This is a genomic window from Paenibacillus xinjiangensis (assembly GCF_059686975.1).
In genome coordinates this window covers 134,843-154,949 of record NZ_JCAALS010000008.1, presented here as the reverse complement: position 1 = coordinate 154,949, position 20,107 = coordinate 134,843, and the positions used below count along the sequence as shown (strand labels likewise).

20 protein-coding genes and 1 pseudogene are annotated in these 20,107 nt (G+C 46.3%); 13 read left to right on the top strand and 8 right to left on the bottom strand.

Features of this window, described 5'->3' with window-relative positions; all coding sequences use genetic code 11:
* Positions 1 to 3 precede the first annotated feature (3 nt).
* Genes AC6ESP_RS10490 through AC6ESP_RS10480 form a run of 3 tightly spaced genes read left to right on the top strand, consistent with a single transcriptional unit; the run spans position 4 to position 4,251 of the window.
* The gene (locus AC6ESP_RS10490; protein ID WP_497096658.1) at positions 4 to 1,848 is read left to right on the top strand and encodes a heparinase II/III family protein; all 1,845 of its coding nucleotides are present in this window, start codon (positions 4 to 6) and stop codon (positions 1,846 to 1,848) included.
* Between the two features lie 47 nt (positions 1,849 to 1,895).
* The gene (locus AC6ESP_RS10485) at positions 1,896 to 3,029 is read left to right on the top strand and encodes a glycoside hydrolase family 88 protein (RefSeq protein ID WP_497096657.1); all 1,134 of its coding nucleotides are present in this window, start codon (positions 1,896 to 1,898) and stop codon (positions 3,027 to 3,029) included.
* Between the two features lie 46 nt (positions 3,030 to 3,075).
* A complete protein-coding gene (locus tag AC6ESP_RS10480; protein WP_497096656.1) occupies positions 3,076 to 4,251 on the top strand; it encodes a DUF2264 domain-containing protein in 1,176 nt (391 codons plus the stop codon).
* Positions 4,252 to 4,317: 66 nt separating this feature from the next.
* Here AC6ESP_RS10480 and isdG read toward each other — a convergent pair whose 3' ends face one another.
* Genes isdG through AC6ESP_RS10465 form a run of 3 tightly spaced genes read right to left on the bottom strand, consistent with a single transcriptional unit; the run spans position 4,318 to position 7,373 of the window.
* Positions 4,318 to 5,430, bottom strand: coding sequence for a heme oxygenase (gene isdG / locus AC6ESP_RS10475; protein WP_497096655.1), 1,113 nt, complete (start codon positions 5,428 to 5,430; stop codon positions 4,318 to 4,320).
* The gene (locus AC6ESP_RS10470) at positions 5,427 to 6,425 is read right to left on the bottom strand and encodes a FecCD family ABC transporter permease (RefSeq protein ID WP_497096654.1); all 999 of its coding nucleotides are present in this window, start codon (positions 6,423 to 6,425) and stop codon (positions 5,427 to 5,429) included. The genes isdG and AC6ESP_RS10470 overlap by 4 nt, the downstream gene beginning before the upstream one ends.
* 6 nt (positions 6,426 to 6,431) lie before the next feature.
* On the bottom strand, positions 6,432 to 7,373 hold the full coding sequence (locus AC6ESP_RS10465; protein WP_497096653.1) for an ABC transporter substrate-binding protein: 942 nt from the start codon (positions 7,371 to 7,373) through the stop codon (positions 6,432 to 6,434).
* 519 nt (positions 7,374 to 7,892) lie between these two features.
* Between AC6ESP_RS10465 and isdC the strand changes: the two genes are divergently transcribed.
* The 9 genes from isdC to AC6ESP_RS10420 all read left to right on the top strand — a co-directional run bounded on the left by isdC (position 7,893) and on the right by AC6ESP_RS10420 (position 18,030).
* Positions 7,893 to 8,951, top strand: a complete 1,059-nt coding sequence (gene isdC, locus AC6ESP_RS10460; protein WP_497096652.1) for a heme uptake protein IsdC — start codon at positions 7,893 to 7,895, stop codon at positions 8,949 to 8,951.
* Positions 8,952 to 8,996: 45 nt separating this feature from the next.
* Positions 8,997 to 11,717 (top strand): NEAT domain-containing protein, encoded by a 2,721-nt coding sequence (locus AC6ESP_RS10455; protein ID WP_497096651.1) that lies wholly within the window; start codon positions 8,997 to 8,999, stop codon positions 11,715 to 11,717.
* A 93-nt stretch (positions 11,718 to 11,810) separates the two neighbouring features.
* Positions 11,811 to 12,731, top strand: a complete 921-nt coding sequence (gene isdE, locus AC6ESP_RS10450) for a heme ABC transporter substrate-binding protein IsdE (protein ID WP_497096729.1) — start codon at positions 11,811 to 11,813, stop codon at positions 12,729 to 12,731.
* A 66-nt stretch (positions 12,732 to 12,797) separates the two neighbouring features.
* Positions 12,798 to 13,781: a FecCD family ABC transporter permease gene (locus tag AC6ESP_RS10445; protein ID WP_497096650.1), complete on the top strand. Its 984-nt coding sequence runs from the start codon at positions 12,798 to 12,800 to the stop codon at positions 13,779 to 13,781.
* On the top strand, positions 13,771 to 14,550 hold the full coding sequence (locus AC6ESP_RS10440) for an ABC transporter ATP-binding protein (RefSeq protein WP_497096649.1): 780 nt from the start codon (positions 13,771 to 13,773) through the stop codon (positions 14,548 to 14,550). Before AC6ESP_RS10445 ends, AC6ESP_RS10440 begins: the two co-directional genes overlap by 11 nt.
* 48 nt (positions 14,551 to 14,598) lie before the next feature.
* The gene (locus AC6ESP_RS10435) at positions 14,599 to 15,174 is read left to right on the top strand and encodes a hypothetical protein (protein WP_497096648.1); all 576 of its coding nucleotides are present in this window, start codon (positions 14,599 to 14,601) and stop codon (positions 15,172 to 15,174) included.
* Between the two features lie 231 nt (positions 15,175 to 15,405).
* Positions 15,406 to 15,687: a co-chaperone GroES gene (groES, locus tag AC6ESP_RS10430; protein ID WP_497096647.1), complete on the top strand. Its 282-nt coding sequence runs from the start codon at positions 15,406 to 15,408 to the stop codon at positions 15,685 to 15,687.
* Between the two features lie 97 nt (positions 15,688 to 15,784).
* Positions 15,785 to 17,413, top strand: coding sequence for a chaperonin GroEL (gene groL / locus AC6ESP_RS10425; RefSeq protein ID WP_497096646.1), 1,629 nt, complete (start codon positions 15,785 to 15,787; stop codon positions 17,411 to 17,413).
* A 290-nt stretch (positions 17,414 to 17,703) separates the two neighbouring features.
* Positions 17,704 to 18,030 carry a hypothetical protein gene (locus AC6ESP_RS10420; RefSeq protein WP_497096645.1) on the top strand — a complete coding sequence of 109 codons (327 nt, stop codon included), beginning with the start codon at positions 17,704 to 17,706 and terminating at the stop codon, positions 18,028 to 18,030.
* Between the two features lie 51 nt (positions 18,031 to 18,081).
* On the opposite strand, the pseudogene AC6ESP_RS10415 reads toward AC6ESP_RS10420, so the two are convergent.
* The 5 genes and pseudogenes from AC6ESP_RS10415 to AC6ESP_RS10395 all read right to left on the bottom strand — a co-directional run.
* A pseudogene (locus tag AC6ESP_RS10415) lies at positions 18,082 to 18,375 on the bottom strand (tyrosine-type recombinase/integrase); the annotation flags it as partial.
* Between the two features lie 318 nt (positions 18,376 to 18,693).
* The gene (locus tag AC6ESP_RS10410) at positions 18,694 to 18,843 is read right to left on the bottom strand and encodes a JAB domain-containing protein (RefSeq protein WP_497096644.1); all 150 of its coding nucleotides are present in this window, start codon (positions 18,841 to 18,843) and stop codon (positions 18,694 to 18,696) included.
* Positions 18,812 to 19,051, bottom strand: a complete 240-nt coding sequence (locus AC6ESP_RS10405; RefSeq protein ID WP_497096643.1) for a JAB domain-containing protein — start codon at positions 19,049 to 19,051, stop codon at positions 18,812 to 18,814. The genes AC6ESP_RS10410 and AC6ESP_RS10405 overlap by 32 nt, the downstream gene beginning before the upstream one ends.
* Entirely contained in the window at positions 19,030 to 19,158 is a 129-nt protein-coding gene (locus tag AC6ESP_RS10400) for a hypothetical protein (protein WP_497096728.1), read from the bottom strand. Before AC6ESP_RS10400 ends, AC6ESP_RS10405 begins: the two co-directional genes overlap by 22 nt.
* A gap of 267 nt (positions 19,159 to 19,425) precedes the next feature.
* Positions 19,426 to 19,731 (bottom strand): transposase, encoded by a 306-nt coding sequence (locus AC6ESP_RS10395; protein WP_497096642.1) that lies wholly within the window; start codon positions 19,729 to 19,731, stop codon positions 19,426 to 19,428.
* Between the two features lie 91 nt (positions 19,732 to 19,822).
* Here AC6ESP_RS10395 and AC6ESP_RS10390 point away from each other — a divergent pair, with 91 nt between their 5' ends.
* Complete coding sequence (locus AC6ESP_RS10390) at positions 19,823 to 20,032, top strand: helix-turn-helix domain-containing protein (protein WP_497096641.1); 210 nt, start codon at positions 19,823 to 19,825, stop codon at positions 20,030 to 20,032.
* The last annotated feature ends 75 nt before the right edge of the window (positions 20,033 to 20,107 follow it).

Here is a 20,107-nt window from a genome sequence, read left to right as displayed (position 1 = left end):
AGCATGAAGCAGGAACAGATTAAGGATAGGATAGAGCCGCCCAGTAGGCGTGGACTACCGCTGCTTATCGGCCAATTGGAGAGCTTGGAGGATAAGCTCAATCGCATTCGTGCCTCAGAGGGGCACATGGAGCTAATCGCGGAAATAAAGGAAGAAGCTGAACGAATGATGGGCGAGGGTGATCCTGAGCTTACGTATTCCTTATTTCGTGTTTATTATGATACAGGGGATCGGCTGACCTATGAACGCGTGTATTTTGAACGGCGGAAGCGGCTCAATGCCTTCGTTATCCTGTCCCTGCTGGAGCGGGATAATGACGTTTATGTAGAGGCTATGTGCAATTCTCTATGGTCCATATGCGGTGAATACACATGGAGTCTGCCAGCCCATTATTCATTCGAATCCGAGCAGCCGCCTATCGATTTATTCGCAGCTGAAACGGCATTCACGTTATCCGAGATAGTAATGCTGATGGAAGACAAGCTTCCTCCCATTCTCCGGAAGCGAGTGCTAGAGGAGGTGGAGCAGCGTGTGTTCGTTCCATTTCTCCATAATGGCCCCTATGGCTGGGAAGCGCTGGACAATAACTGGGCAGCTGTATGTGCAGGCTCAATAGGTGCAGCTGCACTCTATCTGATGGACGATTCTGATCGTTTATCAGCGCTGCTCGCCCGAGTATTGGAAGCAATGGAGTGTTACATGTCAGGCTTCGGCGATGATGGCGCTTGCGCTGAGGGTTATCTCTATTGGCAATATGGATTCGGCTATTACGTCTATTTCGCTAAGCTCCTGCAAGAAGCAACGAGTAGTAGAATCGATCTATTCCGCTCGAGTAAAGTGAAGGCGATTGCTCTCTTCCAGCAGAAATGCTTCACAAGCGGCGGCTTGGTCGTGAATTTCTCCGATTCGCTTCCCGAGAGCGGGATATTCATGGGGCTTAGCAGCTGTCTCCATGATGAATACGATGAGGCAGCTCTGCCTGATGCGTCACTCCGCGCTGCCTATAAGGCAGACCATTGTGGGAGATGGGCACCTGCTATTCGTGAATTGCTCTGGTGGAGAAGCGATGAACAGAGGCCTAGCGGGGAGCAGTCTGAACAGCTATGGCCGGCAGAGTCCTATTATATGAGTGATGTCCAATGGCTGATTGCAAGGCATTACACGGATAAAGGCAGTACATACAGCTTCGCTGCGAAGGGCGGACATAATGATGAACCGCATAATCATAACGATATCGGCCATTTCATTATCCATGCTGATGGAGAGACTTACTTGGCGGATTTGGGCAGCGGAATGTATACCTCACGGTATTTCAGCTCAGAGCGATATTCGATATGGTGCAATGGTTCGCAGGGACACTCCGTTCCGATTGCTCTTGGGAATAATCAACAGTCTGGGCGTACTGCCCAAGCCGTAGTGAGGACTGCTGAAACCGGTGTTACGAATGATCGCCTAGTCTTGGATATCAGCGCCGCTTATGCGGAGCATGCTGGCTTATTGCGGTATGAACGAAGCTTCTTATGGAATAAAAGCGATTCGCCTTCCTTAGTGCTGGAGGAATTCATGGAATTCGATCAGGCAGCATTAGGAGGAGGAGATGTCCGCGAGTGGACAGAGCGCTTCATTACACTGCTGAGGCCAGAGCTTATCACGCCAGGCCGAATTGTATTGCAAGGCAAGCGGCAGCAGCTCAGTATCTCCTATGATGCGGAGGTTTGGGAGCCTGTCGTAACAGCTCGAAGTGATAAGAATCATTTTGGACAGGAGCGGCATTGGTATACGCTTGATTTGCTGGCTCAACCAGAAGGGAACAGCAAGGCGATATTTGTATTTCAATTCGAGGCTTAGCATGGATGGTATAGATATTCATGTGTATTGAAGGAGAGTGGAGGAAGATGATGGAGAAGCGTGAATGGGTGGATGAGGCTTGGCAGAAGGTTCATGGCAAGGTGACGAGAACGAGCGAACGAATCGGACCGAGATTCCCGCATGCAAGCGTTGAAGGGACCTACGTGCTTGAGGCTGCGCATTGGTGGACAGCGGGCTTCTGGCCTGGGCTTCTATGGCTGCTATATGCCGATGAGACATCAAGCGATGAACGATATAGAGCGATAGCAGAGGAATGCGAGCAGCAGCTTGATGCGGTCATTATGGGGTATGATCGGCTTGATCATGACATCGGCTTCATGTGGTCTTTAACCAGTGTGGCACGCTACAAGCTGCTCGGAGAAGAGCAGTCACGGAGACGAGGCCTGCTTGCAGCCAACCTGTTATGTGGCCGCTTCAATGTCAAAGGCCGCTATATTCGGGCGTGGAATCCTTGGCGGGAAGGGGAACGCAACGACGGTCTGGCCATTATTGATTGTATGATGAATCTGCCGCTGCTCTATTGGGCGAGTGAGACAACGGAGGACCCTCGTTACAAGCATTTGGCGATGGCGCATGCAGATACAGTGCTTGAGCATTTCATTCGCAAAGATGGCTCCGTCAATCATATTGTTGAATTCGACCCTGAGAGCGGAGAGCAGGTTGCTGTCCATGGCGGACAGGGCTTTGGTGCGGAATCTGCATGGTCGCGAGGTGCATCATGGGCGATATATGGTATGGCTCTGAGCTACCGCTATACAGGTGAGCAGAGATATCTCGATGCTGCCAAGCAGACGGCGCATTTCTTCTTGGCTAATCTGCCGGAGGATGACGTGCCGCACTGGGATTTCCGGCTTCCAGCGGGTGTCGAGCGATTCCGTGATTCCTCTGCTGGAGCATGCGCAGCCTGTGGTCTGCTTGCAATTGCTGAAGCCGCCGGGGAAGTCGAGTCGTCTTTATATCATGAAGCGGGAGAGCGAATTCTTCGCTCGCTCTACGAGAATTATGGTGCTTGGGATCATGCAGGGGAAGAAGGCTTGGTCCTGCATGGAACGAGCCACTATCCTGAGCGCAAGAATATCGATGTTCCTCTTATCTATGGGGATTATTTCTTCGTGGAAGGCTTATCCCGACTCAAGGGCAATAAGAGCATCTTCTGGTAGAATCATATTCAGCAGGAACAAAATAGGATGGAAGGTGGAATGCGGCATGCCAACTAAGATGGCTGTCTCTGAGTTAGGATTAGTAGATCGAGTATATTGGGTGGAGCAGCTATGTCTTATAAGTAGACCTGTGCTGGAAGCGTTGGCTGAACGCCGATTGAAGCTCACGATGCCGATAGAAGCGGTTGAAGGCTCTGATCGTTCAGATGTTACACATCTGGAAGCATTAGGGAGACTGCTGTCTGGAATGGCTCCTTGGCTGGAAAGCGGTGCTAGGGATGGAGAAGAAGGGGCTCTAAGAGAGCGATTCTCCACTCTTGCGAGAGAGTCCATTGCGGCAGGGACTGATCCTGCATCACCGGATTATATGAATTTCACGGAAGGCTATCAGCCTATTGTGGATACAGCATTTCTAGCACAGGCTATCTTGCGCGCACCAGTTGAGCTGTGGGAGAAGCTGGAGCCTGAGGTGAAGGCGAATACTATTCAAGCACTTAGGCTTACACGTTCGCGGAAGCCATTCGCCATGAACTGGCTGCTGTTCTCAGGTATTATTGAGGCTGCGCTATATGTGATGGGGGCTGAGGACTTTGATCCGATGCGTATTGATTATGCGCTCAAGCAGCATGAACAGTGGTATGTCGGTGATGGCACCTACGGTGATGGACCTAACTTTCATTGGGATTATTACAACAGCTTCGTTATTCAGCCCATGCTGATCGATATTCTGGATGCAGTAGGCGATCGGTATGAGGATTGGAATGAAATGAGGGATACAGCTGCGCTGCGGGCCCGTCGTTACGCGGGGGTACAGGAGAGGCTCATCTCGCCGGAGGGAACCTATCCTCCACTTGGTCGATCACTAGCTTACCGGTTCGGAGCCTTTCAGAGTCTTGCTCAAAGCGCATTGCGAAGGGAGTTGCCAGAGGAGGTTGCTCCGGCACAGGTGCGTTCTGCTCTAACGGCAGTGATTAGACGGACGTTGTCCATGCCGGGAACCTTCACAGACGATGGCTGGCTGACCATCGGCTTCTGCGGGAAGCAGCCAGATATAGGCGAAGGCTACATATCTACAGGAAGTCTGTATCTATGCTCGGAGGTGTTCCTGCCGCTGGGGCTGCCTGCCTCAGATGAATTCTGGAGCGCAGAACCCCAGGATTGGACGGCTCGGAGAGCTTGGTCAGGGAGCAGCTTCCCAATTGATCATGCGCTGCAGCAATAGAGAAAGAATCGGCAGCCAAGGCTAATGCCTGGCTGCCGATTCTTGTATTGAAGGATAAGAGCGAACTTAAGCTTCTAGAGCAAGAGGATTACGGACAATCTTCACTTCGTAGAAGGAAATCTTGTTATCTAGAATATACTCAGGTGTTTTACGATGGGAATGGGATTCACGGAATGCTTCACTGCGCGTCCATGCTTGGAAATCCTCCTTGGAGTTCCAGCGCGTACTAACAGTTACTTCATCATATTCCTTGGTATTCTCAGTTAGCATAACTTCTAGACCGAGGAACCCTTCCATACCTTCTACTTTGCCGACTTTGTTGAAGCGCTCGATCAGCTTGTCGCCGTCACCCTTCGTGATCTTCGATACATTCGTTACAATAACCATCGTTGATTCCTCCTCGTATTTGTGTGGTAATGGAATAATAATAGGGTAATCATCTTCGAAGCTTACTCTGGCTTCAATCTCGAAGACGTCCCTTAGAAACCGTGGGGTAATAACAGCTTGTGGACTACCGACTGTAGAGATTTGACCGCCGTCCATAGCAATCAGATAGTCACAATAAGCAGCAGCCTGTTGAAGATCATGGAGAACCATGACAATAGTCAGATTGAGCTGCTTGTTCAATTTGCGGAGCATCTCCATAACATCCAGCTGATGGGACATATCTAAGTATGTAGTAGGCTCGTCAAGTAGAATGATATCTGTCTTCTGTGCAATAGCCATCGCGATTCGCGCTTTTTGTTGTTCACCTCCCGATAGCGTATGGAACATACGATCCTCATGACGACGAATGCCGGTCATCTTCAGTGACCAATTAATGATCTCTTCATCTTCTTTGGTCAATCGTTGTCGCAGCATTCCCTGATGGGGAGAGCGACCGAAGGCAACGAGCTCACGAACGGTTATATCCGGAATGCTCTCTTTGGACTGGGGAAGCATGGAGATCGTTCTGGCGAACTCGGATCGTTTGAACGCATTAGCCGGCTTACCGTTAATGAGCACCTCTCCGCTATCTGCACTCAGCAGTTGGGCCATAAGCTTCAGCAAGGTAGATTTGCCAGAGCCGTTGGGACCAACGATAGCGGTTATTTTCCCTTGTGGAATGGAGGCTGTTACGTCTTGCAAGTGGAACATGCCACGCTCGAGATTGAGCTCGTTCGTTTCAATAGCTTTCATCGTATGATACTCCGTTTCCTCAATAAAATTAAAAAGAACGGTGCTCCCAAGCAGGCTAACAAAATACCAACAGGAAGCTCTATAGGATCGAACCAAGATCTTGCAATAGTGTCTGCCAGTACGACAATTGCTGCTCCTCCTGCTATGGATAGTGGCAAGAGAAAGCGATAATCCTCACCGATCATAAGTCTGATCGCATGAGGGACTACTAGGCCTACGAAGCCGATTAGGCCTGCTACGCTGACAGCTGTTCCTGCGAGCAGTGCGGCAAGAATAATAATGAGCAGTCGCTGGAGCTCAACTCTTTGACCGAGCAGCTTGGCGGAATCATCGCTGAGCATAAGCATATTGGCTGGTTTGATCGCTAATATACTTAGCAGCAGTCCGACAATGGCATAGGGAGCCATGAAGGACAGATGGTACCAGCTTCTTCCGTTAAGTCCACCTGACAGCCAGGGCAGGACAGCTTGCACACGGTCACTGAATACAACCATTACACCGTTCATTATGGCACCTAACAGAGCGTTAATGGCTACGCCTGCGAGCACAATTTTGAGTGGAGAGCTGCCTTTATCATAAGCCAGCAGATAGATGATGATAGAGGCGAGAAGCGCACCACCAAATGCAGAGACAGGGAGCAGATAGCTGTATTGCGGAAGTAATACCATCGTTATAACGGCAGCAAGCCCACCGCCAGAAGATACGCCAATGATGCCGGGATCAGCCAGCGGGTTCTTCATAATGCCTTGTAAGAGAGCTCCTGATGCCGCAAGACAGGCGCCTACTAAGAGGCCGATCAGCACACGAGGCAATCTCAAATTCATAATAATGGCCTCATTGACCGACTCGCCATTGCCTGTAAATACGATCCATATATCCCGTAGTGATATGTTCACAGAGCCATAGGTTAAGCCATAAAAAGTGACAAGCAGAAGTGCGATAGGGGCTGTGGCGAGCAGCCATTGTCTACGTGTAGTGCGAGTTTGTTTATTCATCTTGGTCTAATTCACGTCCTGCAGAAGAGCATATAGGAAATCAAGAGCATCCATTACCTTGGTTCCTGGATTCGAACCGAACAGGGTGGAGGGAAGAATTTCTACCCGATCATTGATGACAGCATCAAGCCCGCTCCAAGCGGCATTCGATTGCATTTCTTTCAAGAAGCCCTTCCGAACCTCCTCCGGATTGCCATGCGTCATAATGAGAATAAGCTGGGGATTGGATTGAATAATTCTCTCTGTGTTCATCTGTGCATATTGCGGATAGCTCTGGAGAGCTGGGAAATCAGAGGCGATATTATGCCCGCCGGCCTTCTCCAGCAGATTGCCGCTTAACGAATTGGGCAACGCAGCCATATACGTTCCGGGAGCACCGTATACGATAAGAACACGAGGGCTATTCGTAGATGAGGCTGCTTCATAGCTGCTAAGCTTCTCATCTATTGAAGCAATCAGCTCGCTTGCTTTTTGTTCCTGCTGCAGCAATTGTCCGAATAATGTAATCTGACGTTTAATCTCATCAACGGAATTGGCGCTTGTGAGAACCATCTTGGCACCGATACTCTCGATAGCGGCTACATCCTTCGTATTCATCGGATTATTGCCTAGCACGACATCGGGCTTCAGAAAAGTTATTCTCTCCAGGTCAACCTCATGCGTTGATCCAATCTGGGCAACATCCTCAGTACCCTCTAAGACTGCCTCTCCAGTACTGTTGGGCTTCCCTACAAGATTGCCGCCAAGCGCATGTATAATATCTGTTTCTCCATTGCTTAGGGCTATTATATTGTGCGGTATTTGCTGGAATGCCACCTTGCGGTCGGCAAAATCAGTAATCGTAAGCACCGAAGTGATGCCATTGTCGGCTGCCTGCTGAGCGGATGTACTGCATCCTGTAAGGATAGTCATAACAATGACTAGCGTAAGAGGCAAAAGCTTGTTCATAGGGTCCTCCATTAGTAATGAAAATGAAAATCAATATCAATACAATTACATACATGATAATGATAATTGTTATCGACGTCAATAGAGAAATTGTTATAGTTTGACTGATTTATTTTTTTATATTTAGTCATAAAGTAATAACATATTTTTATCCAAACTTTTCTAATCAATAGTGTTGACAATGTCAGAAAGGATACGTTAATATCTTCTCTAGTTTAGTAAAGCACGAGCATGTAGTTGAATGAGAGCGAGGAAAATGGATGAAATAAGAAATACATACGAGAGTAAAGATGATTGCCAGCCGATGGGAAGAAGTGTGGAAGGCCTGATATATCAAGGTTTTATAGAGGTAGTATGTAGGGAGTCAAAAGTAACGATTATTTTTTTTGAGATTAAATTGATAATGATAATCATTCACTTCTATATGTTTCAATTCAAATGAGTTCCATTTATTAATATCGAAAAATCATAATAAAAGATAAATAAATCATATTTTTTTCAAAATTAAGGAGGATTGCAATGAGTAGGTTTATTGCTGCAAAAGCAATACCGCTGCTAGCCCTGTGCTTCATGCTCCTATTCGCTGCTCCAGTAGCAAGAGCTGCGTCTGATCTGGCTGATGGGACATACACCATTTCTTATACAGTGCTGAAGGCTGAGGATGATTCGGCCTCTATGGCTAACGATTATTGGGAGAAGCCCGCAACACTGATCGTGGAGAATGGTCAAACGACCGTGCAGATGAAGTTGAATCATAGTCAGTGGGTTACACAATTCAAGGTTCCAGGAAACGGCGGCTATGTAGATACCAAGGTCATCAGCTCAGACAAGAAGGCGGATACGAGAGTGACGCAATTCAAGATTGATGATCCTTCTAAGCCTGTCATATCCAAGATTCATGTCACGGTAGAATCCATCGATTATGACCATGATTATACGATTCGTCTGGTGTTCGATACGGACTCTCTCAAGCTGATTAAAGCGGCAGAGCCAGCAGTAGAAGAAAGCAGCACGGACAGTAAAGATACGGCTGCAGGCACAACAACGGACGATAAAAAAGAGGAGAGCAAGCCAGTCAGCACTCCCGATCAATCCGGTACAGTGACAAGCGGCTCATCTCAGGGGGCTAAGGATGCTAGCAAGGCAACAGCTGCTCCCAGCACTAGCACGGGTAAGGAAAGCGGTACCGTAGCTAGTGGTGGCAGTGGAAGCAGCAAATCTCCAGAAGCCGAAGCAACAGCTAAGCCAGAGGCAACAACTGCACCCGAAGCTACAGTAGAGCCTAAGGCAGAGGCGGAGTCTGAACCAGAAGCGACACCTGCGCTAGAAACTGCTGATCAGCAAACAGCTGATGCTGCTGAAGCAGAGGATGAAACAGCTGGTGAGGTTCAAGCTGTAACAGATGCTGGGGTCCTCCAAGCAGGTACAGGCGCTATCGAAACAGCAGCCGAGCCTTTGTCAGGTGCAAGCGAGAAGAATTCTTCTTCTATTTGGATTAGAAGCGGTGCTGTATTAGTCGTTCTATTAGGTGGAGCTTTGTTCTGGTATAAACGCAATAAGCGTGGAAGCAAGGCATAATCACATAACTATCAATGAGAGTCAAGAAAAAGGAGAATGTTGAAGTTGAATAATAAATGGATCAAGCTAGTCTCAATGATAACGTTAATGTTCGTATTGCTAGGAAGTGTACAGTTCTATCCGGCTGTAAAGGCTGCTGGAGGCGAGTCAGAGGCTGAGGCGTATACCGTAGATTTAAAAGTATTGGCAGATGGTACGGAGACAGACTCCTATATGGCTCAATATGTAGAAGGTCCTGCTAATGTAACCGTTACGGAAGGCACTTATTATGTTTCTTTTACTCTGAAGCAAAGCGAGCAAATTACAGATTTCAAAGTGGAGAACGCGGATGGCGTTCTGACAGCAACCGACGTATTAAGTACAGATACGGAAGCGAATACGAGAGTGGTCGGCTTTGAAGTAGCTGATCTGACGAAGAAGCTGAATGGCTGGGTCAAAGTGTATTGGCCAGAAATTGATTATGATGCGGAACATGATGTTGATCTTGTTTTTGGCACGAATAATACGACTGAACCAGAGCCTGAGCCGGAACCGGAACCAACAGAACCACCGACATCTGGTACAGAAATCGCATTATTAGATGGTACTTATACGATTAACTATCAAGCCATGCATTTAACCGAAGAGAAAGCTTCAAGCATGGCAAGATATTTGAACAATCCAGCTGTACTTACGGTTAGCAATGGTACGCTGAAAGCAGCTATTACAATTAACGATCATACAACGGTTACCGCGCTGAAAACTAAAGTAGCCGGTGAGCTAGTTGATGCAACCGTTCTGAATACAGATGAGACAGCGAACACGAGAACCGTACAATTTACAGTAGAGGATTTGCAAGCAGCACTTGAGGCAAATGTGTCTTATCAGACACTCTTTAATGGTCAACCTTATAATGGCTCAGCAGGCTTCCGTATCGTATTTGATGCAGAAAGCTTGAAGCTAGTCAAATTGGCGGATGGAACATACAAGATTAATTATGCAGCAAAGCATGCTACCAAAGATGAATCATCAAGCATGGCAAGATATCTTAACAATCCAGCTGTACTGACGGTCAGCGATGGCATTGTAAAAGCAGCTATAACCATCAATGATCACAAAACGGTTACAGCATTGAAAACAAAAGTAGCCGGCGAGCTAGTAGATGCTGCCGTATTGCATACGGATGAGACAGCAAACACGAGAATTGTACAATTCACAGTAGAAGACTTGAACACTGTAGTTGATGCGAATGTAGCTTACCAAACGACTTTTAACGGTCAGCCGTATAATGGCTCAGCCCCTTTCCGTATCGTATTCGATACGGCTAGTGTCCAAAAAACACTGGCAGACGGAACATACACAATTAATTACGCAGCTAAGCATGCAACCAACGACGCTGCATCCAGCATGGCAAGATATTTGGTGAATCCAGCTGCACTTACAGTCAGCAACGGTGTGATTAAAGCTGCGATCACGATTAATGATCATAAGACAGTTACAGCGTTTAAAACAAAAGTAGCTGAAGAGCTAGTAGATGCAACTGTATTGAAAACGGATGAGACAGCGAACACAAGAACGGTACAATTTACAGTCGAAGACCTGTCCGCTGTCGTTGATGCGAATGTAGCATACCAAACGACTTTTAACGGTCAGCCGTATAATGGCTCAGCACCTTTCCGTATCGTATTTGATCCAGCAACGGTTACGGCAGTAACGGATCCAGGTACAACAAATCCAACGAATCCGGGTACAACCGTGCCAGCACCAGATACACTTGCAGACGGAACTTATAATCTGCAATTCACGATCCTTGAGAATGGTAAATCGAACGCTTCGGTAATGAATGGCTATGCTGTTCATCCAGCTAAGCTAGTGGTTCAGAACGGAACGAAGAAAGTTACGATTCGACTCGGAAGAAGCAAAGAGATTACAAGCTTTACGATTAGTGGGGTTTCATTAACTACGACGAGCACTAATGAAGATAAGAACACGAGAGACGTAACCTTCACTGTTGCAGATCTTACGACGAAGCTGAATGGCAATGTGAAGATTGACTGGGATGAAGTTGACTATCACCACCAATACCCTGTCCAAATCGAATTCGGCAGTGTAAGTGCGGATACAGGAGATCCAGGTTATACAATTAACCCATCTTTACCAGGAGGAGAAGTTGAAGAGGGTGAAGAAGAGGGCGGCGAGACGACAACGCCAGCTGTTGAGCTGAAGGATATTGCTAGTCACTGGGCAAAAGAATCCATTAATCGTGCTGTATCGCTAGGCATCGTTACGGGATATACAGACGGCAGCTTCCGCCCTAATGGAACGATCAGCCGCGTGGAGTTCACAGCTCTAATTAGCAGAGCGCTGAAGCTTGCGAGCAATTCCGAATCACCAGCTGGTTTCACGGATTCAGACAGCATCCCGGCATGGGCGAAGTCTTTCGTAGAGCAAGCCGTAGCAGCAGGTATTATTAGCGGCTATTCCGATTCCTCGTTCCGTCCGGCTCAGAATGTAAGCCGTTCAGAAATCGCTGTTATGATCGTTCGTTCGCTTGGGCTGCCAGTCGAAGAGAATGCAGAGCTGACATTCGCTGATGCGGATCAAGTTCCTGCCTTTGCTAGACCTTATGTAGCGGCAGCAGTGAAGTACGGCATTATCAATGGCCAAGAAAACAATAAGTTCGCGCCGAATGCGAATGCTACTCGTGCTGAAGCAGTCACTCTCATTCTACGAGCAGTGGATTATGCAGCGGCTCAAGCTCAACAAGCAGAAACAGCAGCACAATAAGGACAGCATTATACAAGTGGTGCTAACGAGAGGATGCCAAGATAACTGGCGTCCTCTGTCCATTTGTGTACACAAGGGAGAGAGGAGTTAACGATCGCAATGAGAAAGTCCATTCTAACATTGACAGTAATGATTCTAGTCCTGCTGGCTGCCGGCTGTGGAGGCGGCAATTCCGATTCCAATAATACGTCAGCTCAAGCACAGGCTAACAGCACGGAGGCAGCTGCTGAGCCAGCGGAAGCAGAGCAAAGGGTTGTAGCTACGACAGTTGCTATTACTCAAATTATGGATGCTCTAGAGATTGATCTTGTAGGTATCCCTACTAGCGTGAAGACCCTTCCTACAAGATATGACAGCGTGAAAAAGGTTGGCAATCCGATGAGCCCAGATATGGAGCTCGTCAAATCTCTCAAGCCGACAGAGGTGTTGTCGGTTACGACGCTTCAATATGATCTGGAGCCAGTGTTCGAGGGCGTGGGCATTGAGGCGCAGTTCCTGAATCTAACAAGCCTTGCAAATATGCAAAAAGCGATTACAGAGCTAGGCGCCAAATACGGCCGCGAAGAGCAGGCAACCGCGCTAGTGAAAAGCTATGACGACAAGCTAGCAGAAATTCAGAGCATGTCGGAGGGTGAGACGAAGCCAACCGTGCTTATTCTGCTTGGCGTACCGGGCAGCTATTTGGTTGCGACAGAAAACTCTTATATCGGCGATCTTGTTAAGCTTGTCGGTGGAGTGAACATTGTCCAAGGTGAGAAGGTTGAATTCCTTGCCTCTAATACGGAATATTTGCAGCAGGCGAACCCGGATGTCATCCTGCGTGCCGCTCATGGAATGCCGGATGAAGTGATCAAGATGTTCGATGAAGAGTTCAAGAAGAATGATATATGGAAGCATTTCAATGCGGTGAAGAACGATCGTGTCTATGATCTGGAAGAGGAGCTGTTCGGAACGACCGGCAACCTTGCAGCGAATGATGCGCTTGATACGTTAACAGAGATGCTGTATCCATAATCATTGCAGATCAAGGACAGAGCTGTTCGAAGCTAATGGTTCCATAGAGCATGGAGGAAGTTGAATATGTACAAAAATGTAATTAGTTTCATTAGCGTCATCGTACTGCTGCTAGCGGTAACGATCATTTCTGCAACGACAGGAAGCATAAAGGTCGGCATGATTGAATTAATACAGGGCTTATTCAGCGGCACGAATGAAGAGGTTGAGGTTATTCGGGATTTGCGTCTTCCACGTATTATTGTGTCCTTGCTGACGGGAGCGGCTCTGGCGGTATCTGGTGTACTGCTGCAGGCTGTAATGAGAAATCCGCTTGCTGACGCTGGCGTTATCGGAATTTCGGCAGGTGCGGGCTTCATCTCGCTATTAATGGTGACGATCTTCCCGGCGATGTTCTTCTGGATGCCATTCTTCTCGTTCCTCGGCGGCGCGGTTGCCTGCTTCCTCGTCTATTCGTTCTCTTGGAAAAGCGGCCTGAGCCCGCTGCGCCTTATTCTAGTTGGGGTTGCGATTAATGCGACGTTCACAGGACTCGGTCAATCGTTCAATTATCGAGGGAGCTACGCGGTTACTTCCGTGAATCAGGCGATCAGCTCGATCTTCACGATGAAGACATGGACTGATGTAGAGATTCTAGGGCTCTATGGCTCCATTGGATTAATTCTAGCGCTCTTCTTGAGCACATGGTGCAACCTGTTGTCGCTTCAAGATAAAACAGCCGGCAACCTTGGATTCCGGGTCATGCGGGCACGTCTGGTCATATCTGTTGTAGCGGTGCTGCTCGCTTCTGTCGCAACGGCAGTAGGCGGTCTGATTGCTTTCGTTGGACTGCTCGTCCCGCATATAGGCAGGCTGCTGGTCGGCTCTGACCATAAGGTGTTGATTCCGTTCTCTATCTTGTTAGGTGCACTTCTTATATTAACAGCGGATACGCTTGGTCGAACGATTGTTGCGCCGACAGAAATACCCGCTTCTATAATAATGACGATTATTGGCGGGCCATTTCTCGTATTTATGCTAAGAAAGAGTGATCGTATTCATGGAGCTTAACGATATTTTTTTTTCCTATGATAAGAAATTAGACCTGCTCAAGAACATCCATGCAACGATTGAGACGGGAAGGGTTACAACCATCGTTGGGCCTAATGGAAGTGGCAAGTCGACCTTGCTTGCCGTCATGTCCAAAAACCTGAGCCCTCATAAAGGGGAAGTCGTGCTGGATGGCAAAGCGTTAGTTGCCTACAAGCCGAAGGAGCTAGCCCAGAAGCTCGCAGTCGTTCACCAGCATAATGAAGCGCCAACCGATATGACTGTGGAGAAGCTCGTAAGCTTCGGACGCATGCCGCATAAGAGCATGTTTCGTCAAACTCAGGAGGAAGATGAGAAGGCGGTGGAATGGGCGCTTACTTGTACGGATCTGCTGGGCAAACGCGATAAGCGCATTGTAGAGCTGTCCGGCGGGGAGAGGCAAAGGGTATGGATCGCGATGGCGCTAGCCCAGAAGACGCCAATTCTTTTTCTCGATGAGCCGACGACTTATCTCGACATTTATCATCAGTTCGAAATTCTGGAGCTTGTGAAACGTCTGAACGAGGAGCATGGCATCACAATTGTAATGGTGCTGCATGATATCAATCAGGCGATTCGCTACAGTGACAGCATTATGGTCATGAAGGACGGCGAGGCAGTAATGAAAGGTGCCCCTGAAGCGGTCATTACCGAGCAAACGATGCGTACGATCTATGATGTGGATGTTGTCATTAAGCATGATGAGCATACAGGCCTGTACATGGTGCCCCTTGGTATTCATGAAAGGTAACAATTAGCCCTCCGTTCGCGTCAGTAACGATAGAATGGAGGGATTGTTATGTTCAGAATGAGGTTGGGGTTGTTCGTGGTAATGGTAATGCTGCTGGGGGCGTGCAGTAATGAAGGGAAGCCAGCGGCTGAAGCTCCCCCGGCTATAGAGACACCCGTGGATCAGGAGCTGAGCATGGTATCCGAGATTCAACAGGGGGATTTCGTGCTGCGATTAACTTCGGAGAAGCAGAGCTATAAGCCTGGTGAGAAGGTGCTGATGAAGGCCATGCTGAAATACGTCGGCGATAAGAGTGAGGAGACGATCTATCATGCGATGTATCCTCTTGCCTTTGGCGTTACCGAAACGACTCGTGGTATTGATATGGGGACCGAGATGGAGCAGCCTTTGCTCACCACCGTTATGAAGCAAGGAGAGTGGGTTACTCGAGTATATGGGAAATCAGGCGGTTATGATGCAGGAGATGCTTCGGAACGAACGGCCTTTGTTAAGCAGTTCTTACAGGGTGAAGGGTTCCCGGAGGGCATCTATAAGGTCAATGCCATTGCTGACTTTTATACGGGGGAAGAGGACGATAAGAGCGAGTATCATTTTATGACAGACATTAGTATCGCGGTTGAATAAAAGGACAGGAAAAAGTTATTCCTTCCTTATAGGTTAAATGGGATAAGGCTATAATGGATAAAGTGCCAGAAGCGCTGCTCGCTGATTAAGTAAATTTACTGCAAAAATGACGCTAGGCACTTGAAATTGAAGCGGAAAATAGGTATGATAAAAATGGTTGTTAGCACTTTACGCTTACGAGTGCTAATAAAAAACAATAAGCGACAATTTTTTAAAGGAGGCTATTTTCAAATGATCAGACCTTTGGGTGAACGTGTATTGATTGAAGCTATCGCGAAAGAAGAAACAACCGCTAGCGGTATCGTATTGCCGGACAGTGCGAAAGAAAAGCCGCAGGAAGGCAAAGTAGTAGCAGTTGGAACGGGTACGTTGAAAGACGGCGTACGTATTGCCCTTGAAGTAAAAGAAGGCGACCGCGTTCTTTTCTCCAAATATGCGGGAACAGAAATCAAGTACGAAGGCAAAGAGTATTTGATTATGAAAGAAAGCGAAATCCACGCGATCTTTGAATAGGCCACCTTTTAGGCACACATAGACGTTAGGCAGCTTGTATACTTACCACTTCTGGTGGGAAACACATTATTTTAAATTTTTGGGAGGTTAACCGATAATGGCAAAAGATATTAAATTCAGTGAAGACGCTCGTCGCGCGATGCTGCGCGGGGTTGATGCGCTTGCAAACGCGGTTAAAGTAACACTCGGTCCTAAAGGCCGTAATGTCGTTCTGGAGAAAAAATTCGGCAGCCCGCTCATCACGAATGACGGCGTGTCCATCGCTAAAGAAATCGAATTGGAAGATGCTTTCGAGAACATGGGCGCTCAGCTCGTTAAAGAAGTAGCAACCAAAACGAATGATGTAGCTGGTGACGGTACGACTACTGCTACGGTTCTTGCTCAAGCGATGATTCGCGAAGGCTTGAAAAACGTAACAGCTGGCGCTAACCCTATGGTTATTCGCAAAGGTATCGAAAAAGCAGTTAAAGCTGCAGTTGAAGAGTTGAAAGCAATTGCAAAACCAATCGAAGGCAAACAATCGATCGCACAAGTTGCTTCGATCTCATCTGCTGATGAAGAAGTTGGCCAACTGATTGCAGAAGCTATGGAAAAAGTCGGCAACGACGGCGTTATCACTGTAGAAGAATCCAAAGGCTTCGTAACGGAGCTTGAAGTCGTAGAAGGTATGCAATTCGACCGCGGCTACGTTTCTCCTTACATGATTACTGATACGGATAAAATGGAAGCTGTCCTTGACAACCCATACATCCTGATCACAGATAAAAAAGTATCGAACATTCAAGAGATCCTTCCGGTTCTTGAGAAAGTCGTACAATCCGGCAAACAGCTTCTGATCATTGCTGAAGATATCGAAGGCGAAGCTCAAGCTACTCTAGTAGTGAACAAACTTCGCGGCACATTCACTTGCGTAGGCGTTAAAGCTCCTGGCTTCGGCGACCGTCGTAAAGCAATGCTGCAAGATATCGCTGCTCTGACTGGCGGCCAAGTGATCACAGAAGAGCTCGGCCTTGAGCTGAAATCGACTACTGTTGATCAACTGGGTTCTGCTCGTCAAGTACGTGTAACAAAAGAAAACACGATCATCGTTGACGGCAGCGGCAACTCCGCTGACATCGTTGCTCGCGTTAACCAAATCCGCGCTCAGCTGGAAGAAACAACTTCCGACTTCGACCGTGAGAAGCTGCAAGAGCGTCTGGCTAAACTAGCTGGCGGCGTTGCGGTTATCAAAGTCGGCGCAGCTACTGAAACAGAATTGAAAGAGCGCAAGCTTCGCATTGAAGATGCCCTGAACTCAACTCGCGCAGCAGTTGAAGAAGGTATCGTATCCGGTGGCGGTACTGCTCTTATTAACGTATACAACGCTGTATCTGCTGTTAAAGCAGATGGCGACGAGCAAACTGGCGTTAACATCGTATTGCGCTCCCTTGAAGAGCCGCTTCGCACAATCGCTGCGAACGCTGGTCAAGAAGGTTCCGTAATCGTTGAGCGTCTGAAAAACGAAAAAGTTGGCGTAGGCTACAACGCTGCTACTGGAGCATGGGTTAACATGTTCGAAGCAGGTATCGTTGACCCTGCCAAAGTTACTCGTTCTGCTCTTCAAAACGCAGCTTCCGTTGCAGCTATGTTCCTGACAACTGAAGCCGTAGTTGCTGATAAGCCAGAAAAAGACAAACCAGCTATGCCTGATATGGGCGGCATGGGTGGAATGGGCGGCATGATGTAATAAGGGTGAAAAACCCTTATACATCAGGGGTTTCCATATAAGGAAACCCTATTCGACCACAAATTTACACATGGTGTAAAAAAAGGCATCTGATGAGTTCACGAACTCATCAGATGCCTTTTTTCCTTACAATTATTTATTCCAAACGTCAACGGCGAATTTTATGCTATTATTGGAAAATAATATTGAATAAGGGGTTGGAGACGATCGTCCCAGATAAGAATCATATCATTGGAACGCTAAGCACCAAGTATAGTTGCAGATTAACAAATATCACAAGAAAACAGATCATGTTCGAAGGTGAAAGTAATGGGAATCGGATTGTTGTTTGTACTCTAGGCTCAAAAATTCATGTCAAGGGCAGTGGATGGTTTGATCTGAATGTATCTCAAGTTCAAATATTAGATGACTCTGATATTTCCATCTTGGCTGTTAGGTTAGAAGGTGGAAAGGTGTATTATGTTGATTTTAAAGAATTGAGAAAGAGGATTACTTCTGATCTTATTGTTTATACACCATCTATTGGTGAGCATTGGAAGTTTTTTGTTTGGGAAGCACATATAGAAATACAAGGAAGTAAGAACAAGTTTTATGCTCAACCTGAACTAGTTTCTTAGTGAAAAAGGCTTCCTTTAGATGAAGCTCAGCTATAATTGAATTTAAAAAATCTAGAGGCGTCTCATCAGTTCACCGAACTTTTGAGAGGCCTCTTTTTTCATGGTTTTTGTAACATGAAGATAAACCCTCTTGGTAATCTCATCGTCTTGATGGCCCACTCGTTCCATGATCTCACGTATGCCCACGCCCGCTTCTGCAAGAAGGGAAGTGCGCGTATGACGTAAGGAGTGAGGAGTCAAGCGCTTATTAAGGTTAGCAATCTTCAGAAGCCTTCTCATGCGGTTCTGAATTGTCTTAATGAACTCAGGATAACCCTTATCCTTCTCAGTTTTAGCGAATACAAAGGTTATCGATTTCGACTATAGACGCCACTAATACCATTACGACGATGGATTAGTCATTTCCAGTAATTAATTTGCTCCGTTTGAATGGATTCTAAGGCATAATACATATTTGCTTGTATATCATTGACTCCTATGGGTTAGTTTTTGCTATACAAAAATAAGGATGTCCTGCCATTAGAACATCATCATGGGGATAAATAGTTAAGATTGCTTGGGAAAACTCATTGTTTTGGTCTTCAATAGTGAGATCACAGTCCAGTTGCTCACTATCTAAAACTTGAAGGAACAGTAACAATCTGCGGTAAGTCATTTGTGAGCTCATGAGAAGTGACCACGCTCCATTAAACTCACGAACGTGTCAGAACCAATAATGATATGATCGAGTACCTCAATACCGATAATGTTTCCTGCTTCCTTTAATCTTTTCGTAATTGAATTATCTTTCGTTGCTAGGTTCAGGATTGCCACTTGGATGATTATGAACACAGATAATAGAAGCAGAACTTCGTTTGATTGCAAGACGAAACACTTCTCTAGGATGAACAGGACTGGCATTAAGCGTGCCAATCGAAATGACTTCTTTACCTGTGATACCATTTTTCGTATTAAGGAAGATACAAATGAACTGCTTCCTGCTGAAGGTATTTAAGTTCGTTACCAAGTAGAGTGAATACATCTTGTGGTGAGCGGATATATTTTTTTACGTGAAGGTGTAGAAATAATTCTAGATAGCTTTACTGTTGCTATAATCTGTCCAGCTCTTACTTTGCCTACACCTTTGATTTTAAGAAGTTCTTCTTCTGTCGCATTTACGGCTCAGCAACGGTTGGTAATCGATGTTCAATCTCATTCACGATATAACTGTTTGATTTTTCACGTAGAGATAGAATGAGAAGCGATTTAAGGTTGTCTGATAAATGGGACATGGTTGAATGTGACTCCTTATTATGGATAGAAAATAGAAGAACCTATCTTCGTCAATGAAGATAGGTGCAATAAAATAGCTTCGATATCCGCTTACTTTTCGCTTGGATGCTTGAAACTAAACCATTAATACCTATCAAGTAGGTCGTTTGTCATCCGGCTATGAAACCAACGAAGAATTCCTTCTGCATGTTTCTTTACCGTCTTGGCTAGATCCATCATGGGTTCCAATTGCGAATGTCTAGCCCATCCTAACCAATCTCGCAAGTAAATATAAGCAAATATGTGGGGCGTCATCCATAGCTCCTGCATAGCTAATTTTAAGCGATAAGCCCTACCTTTTTTTAAGTTTCGACCCTTGGTGAAATTTTTTGTAAAATTTAATTTGGTTCTATGTATTATATTTAGATGATAAAAAAATCGTGAATGCAAATTTATATTCCTCGTTTGTGAATTTTATTGCTTGTGATATAATCTAAAGATGCAATAATACGAATATTTAACGTATGCGGAGGTGTGCTCGATGGAAGTTAGTTATAAAAAATTATGGAAACTTCTAATAGATAAAGATATGAAAAAAAAAGATCTAAAGTTAGCTGCAAGAATAAGTTCAGGTTCAATGTCTAAACTCTCTAAAAATGAAAATGTTACAACAGATGTATTGCTCAAGGTTTGTAGAGCACTTGAATGTGATTTTAATGATATTATGGAGGTTAGCGGAAATTCAGGGTGATAACTGTAAAAGGTATCGTTAATTTACAAAATCTCTAAGTTAGGGACATAATTTGGAGGAAGAAAAAAATGCGAG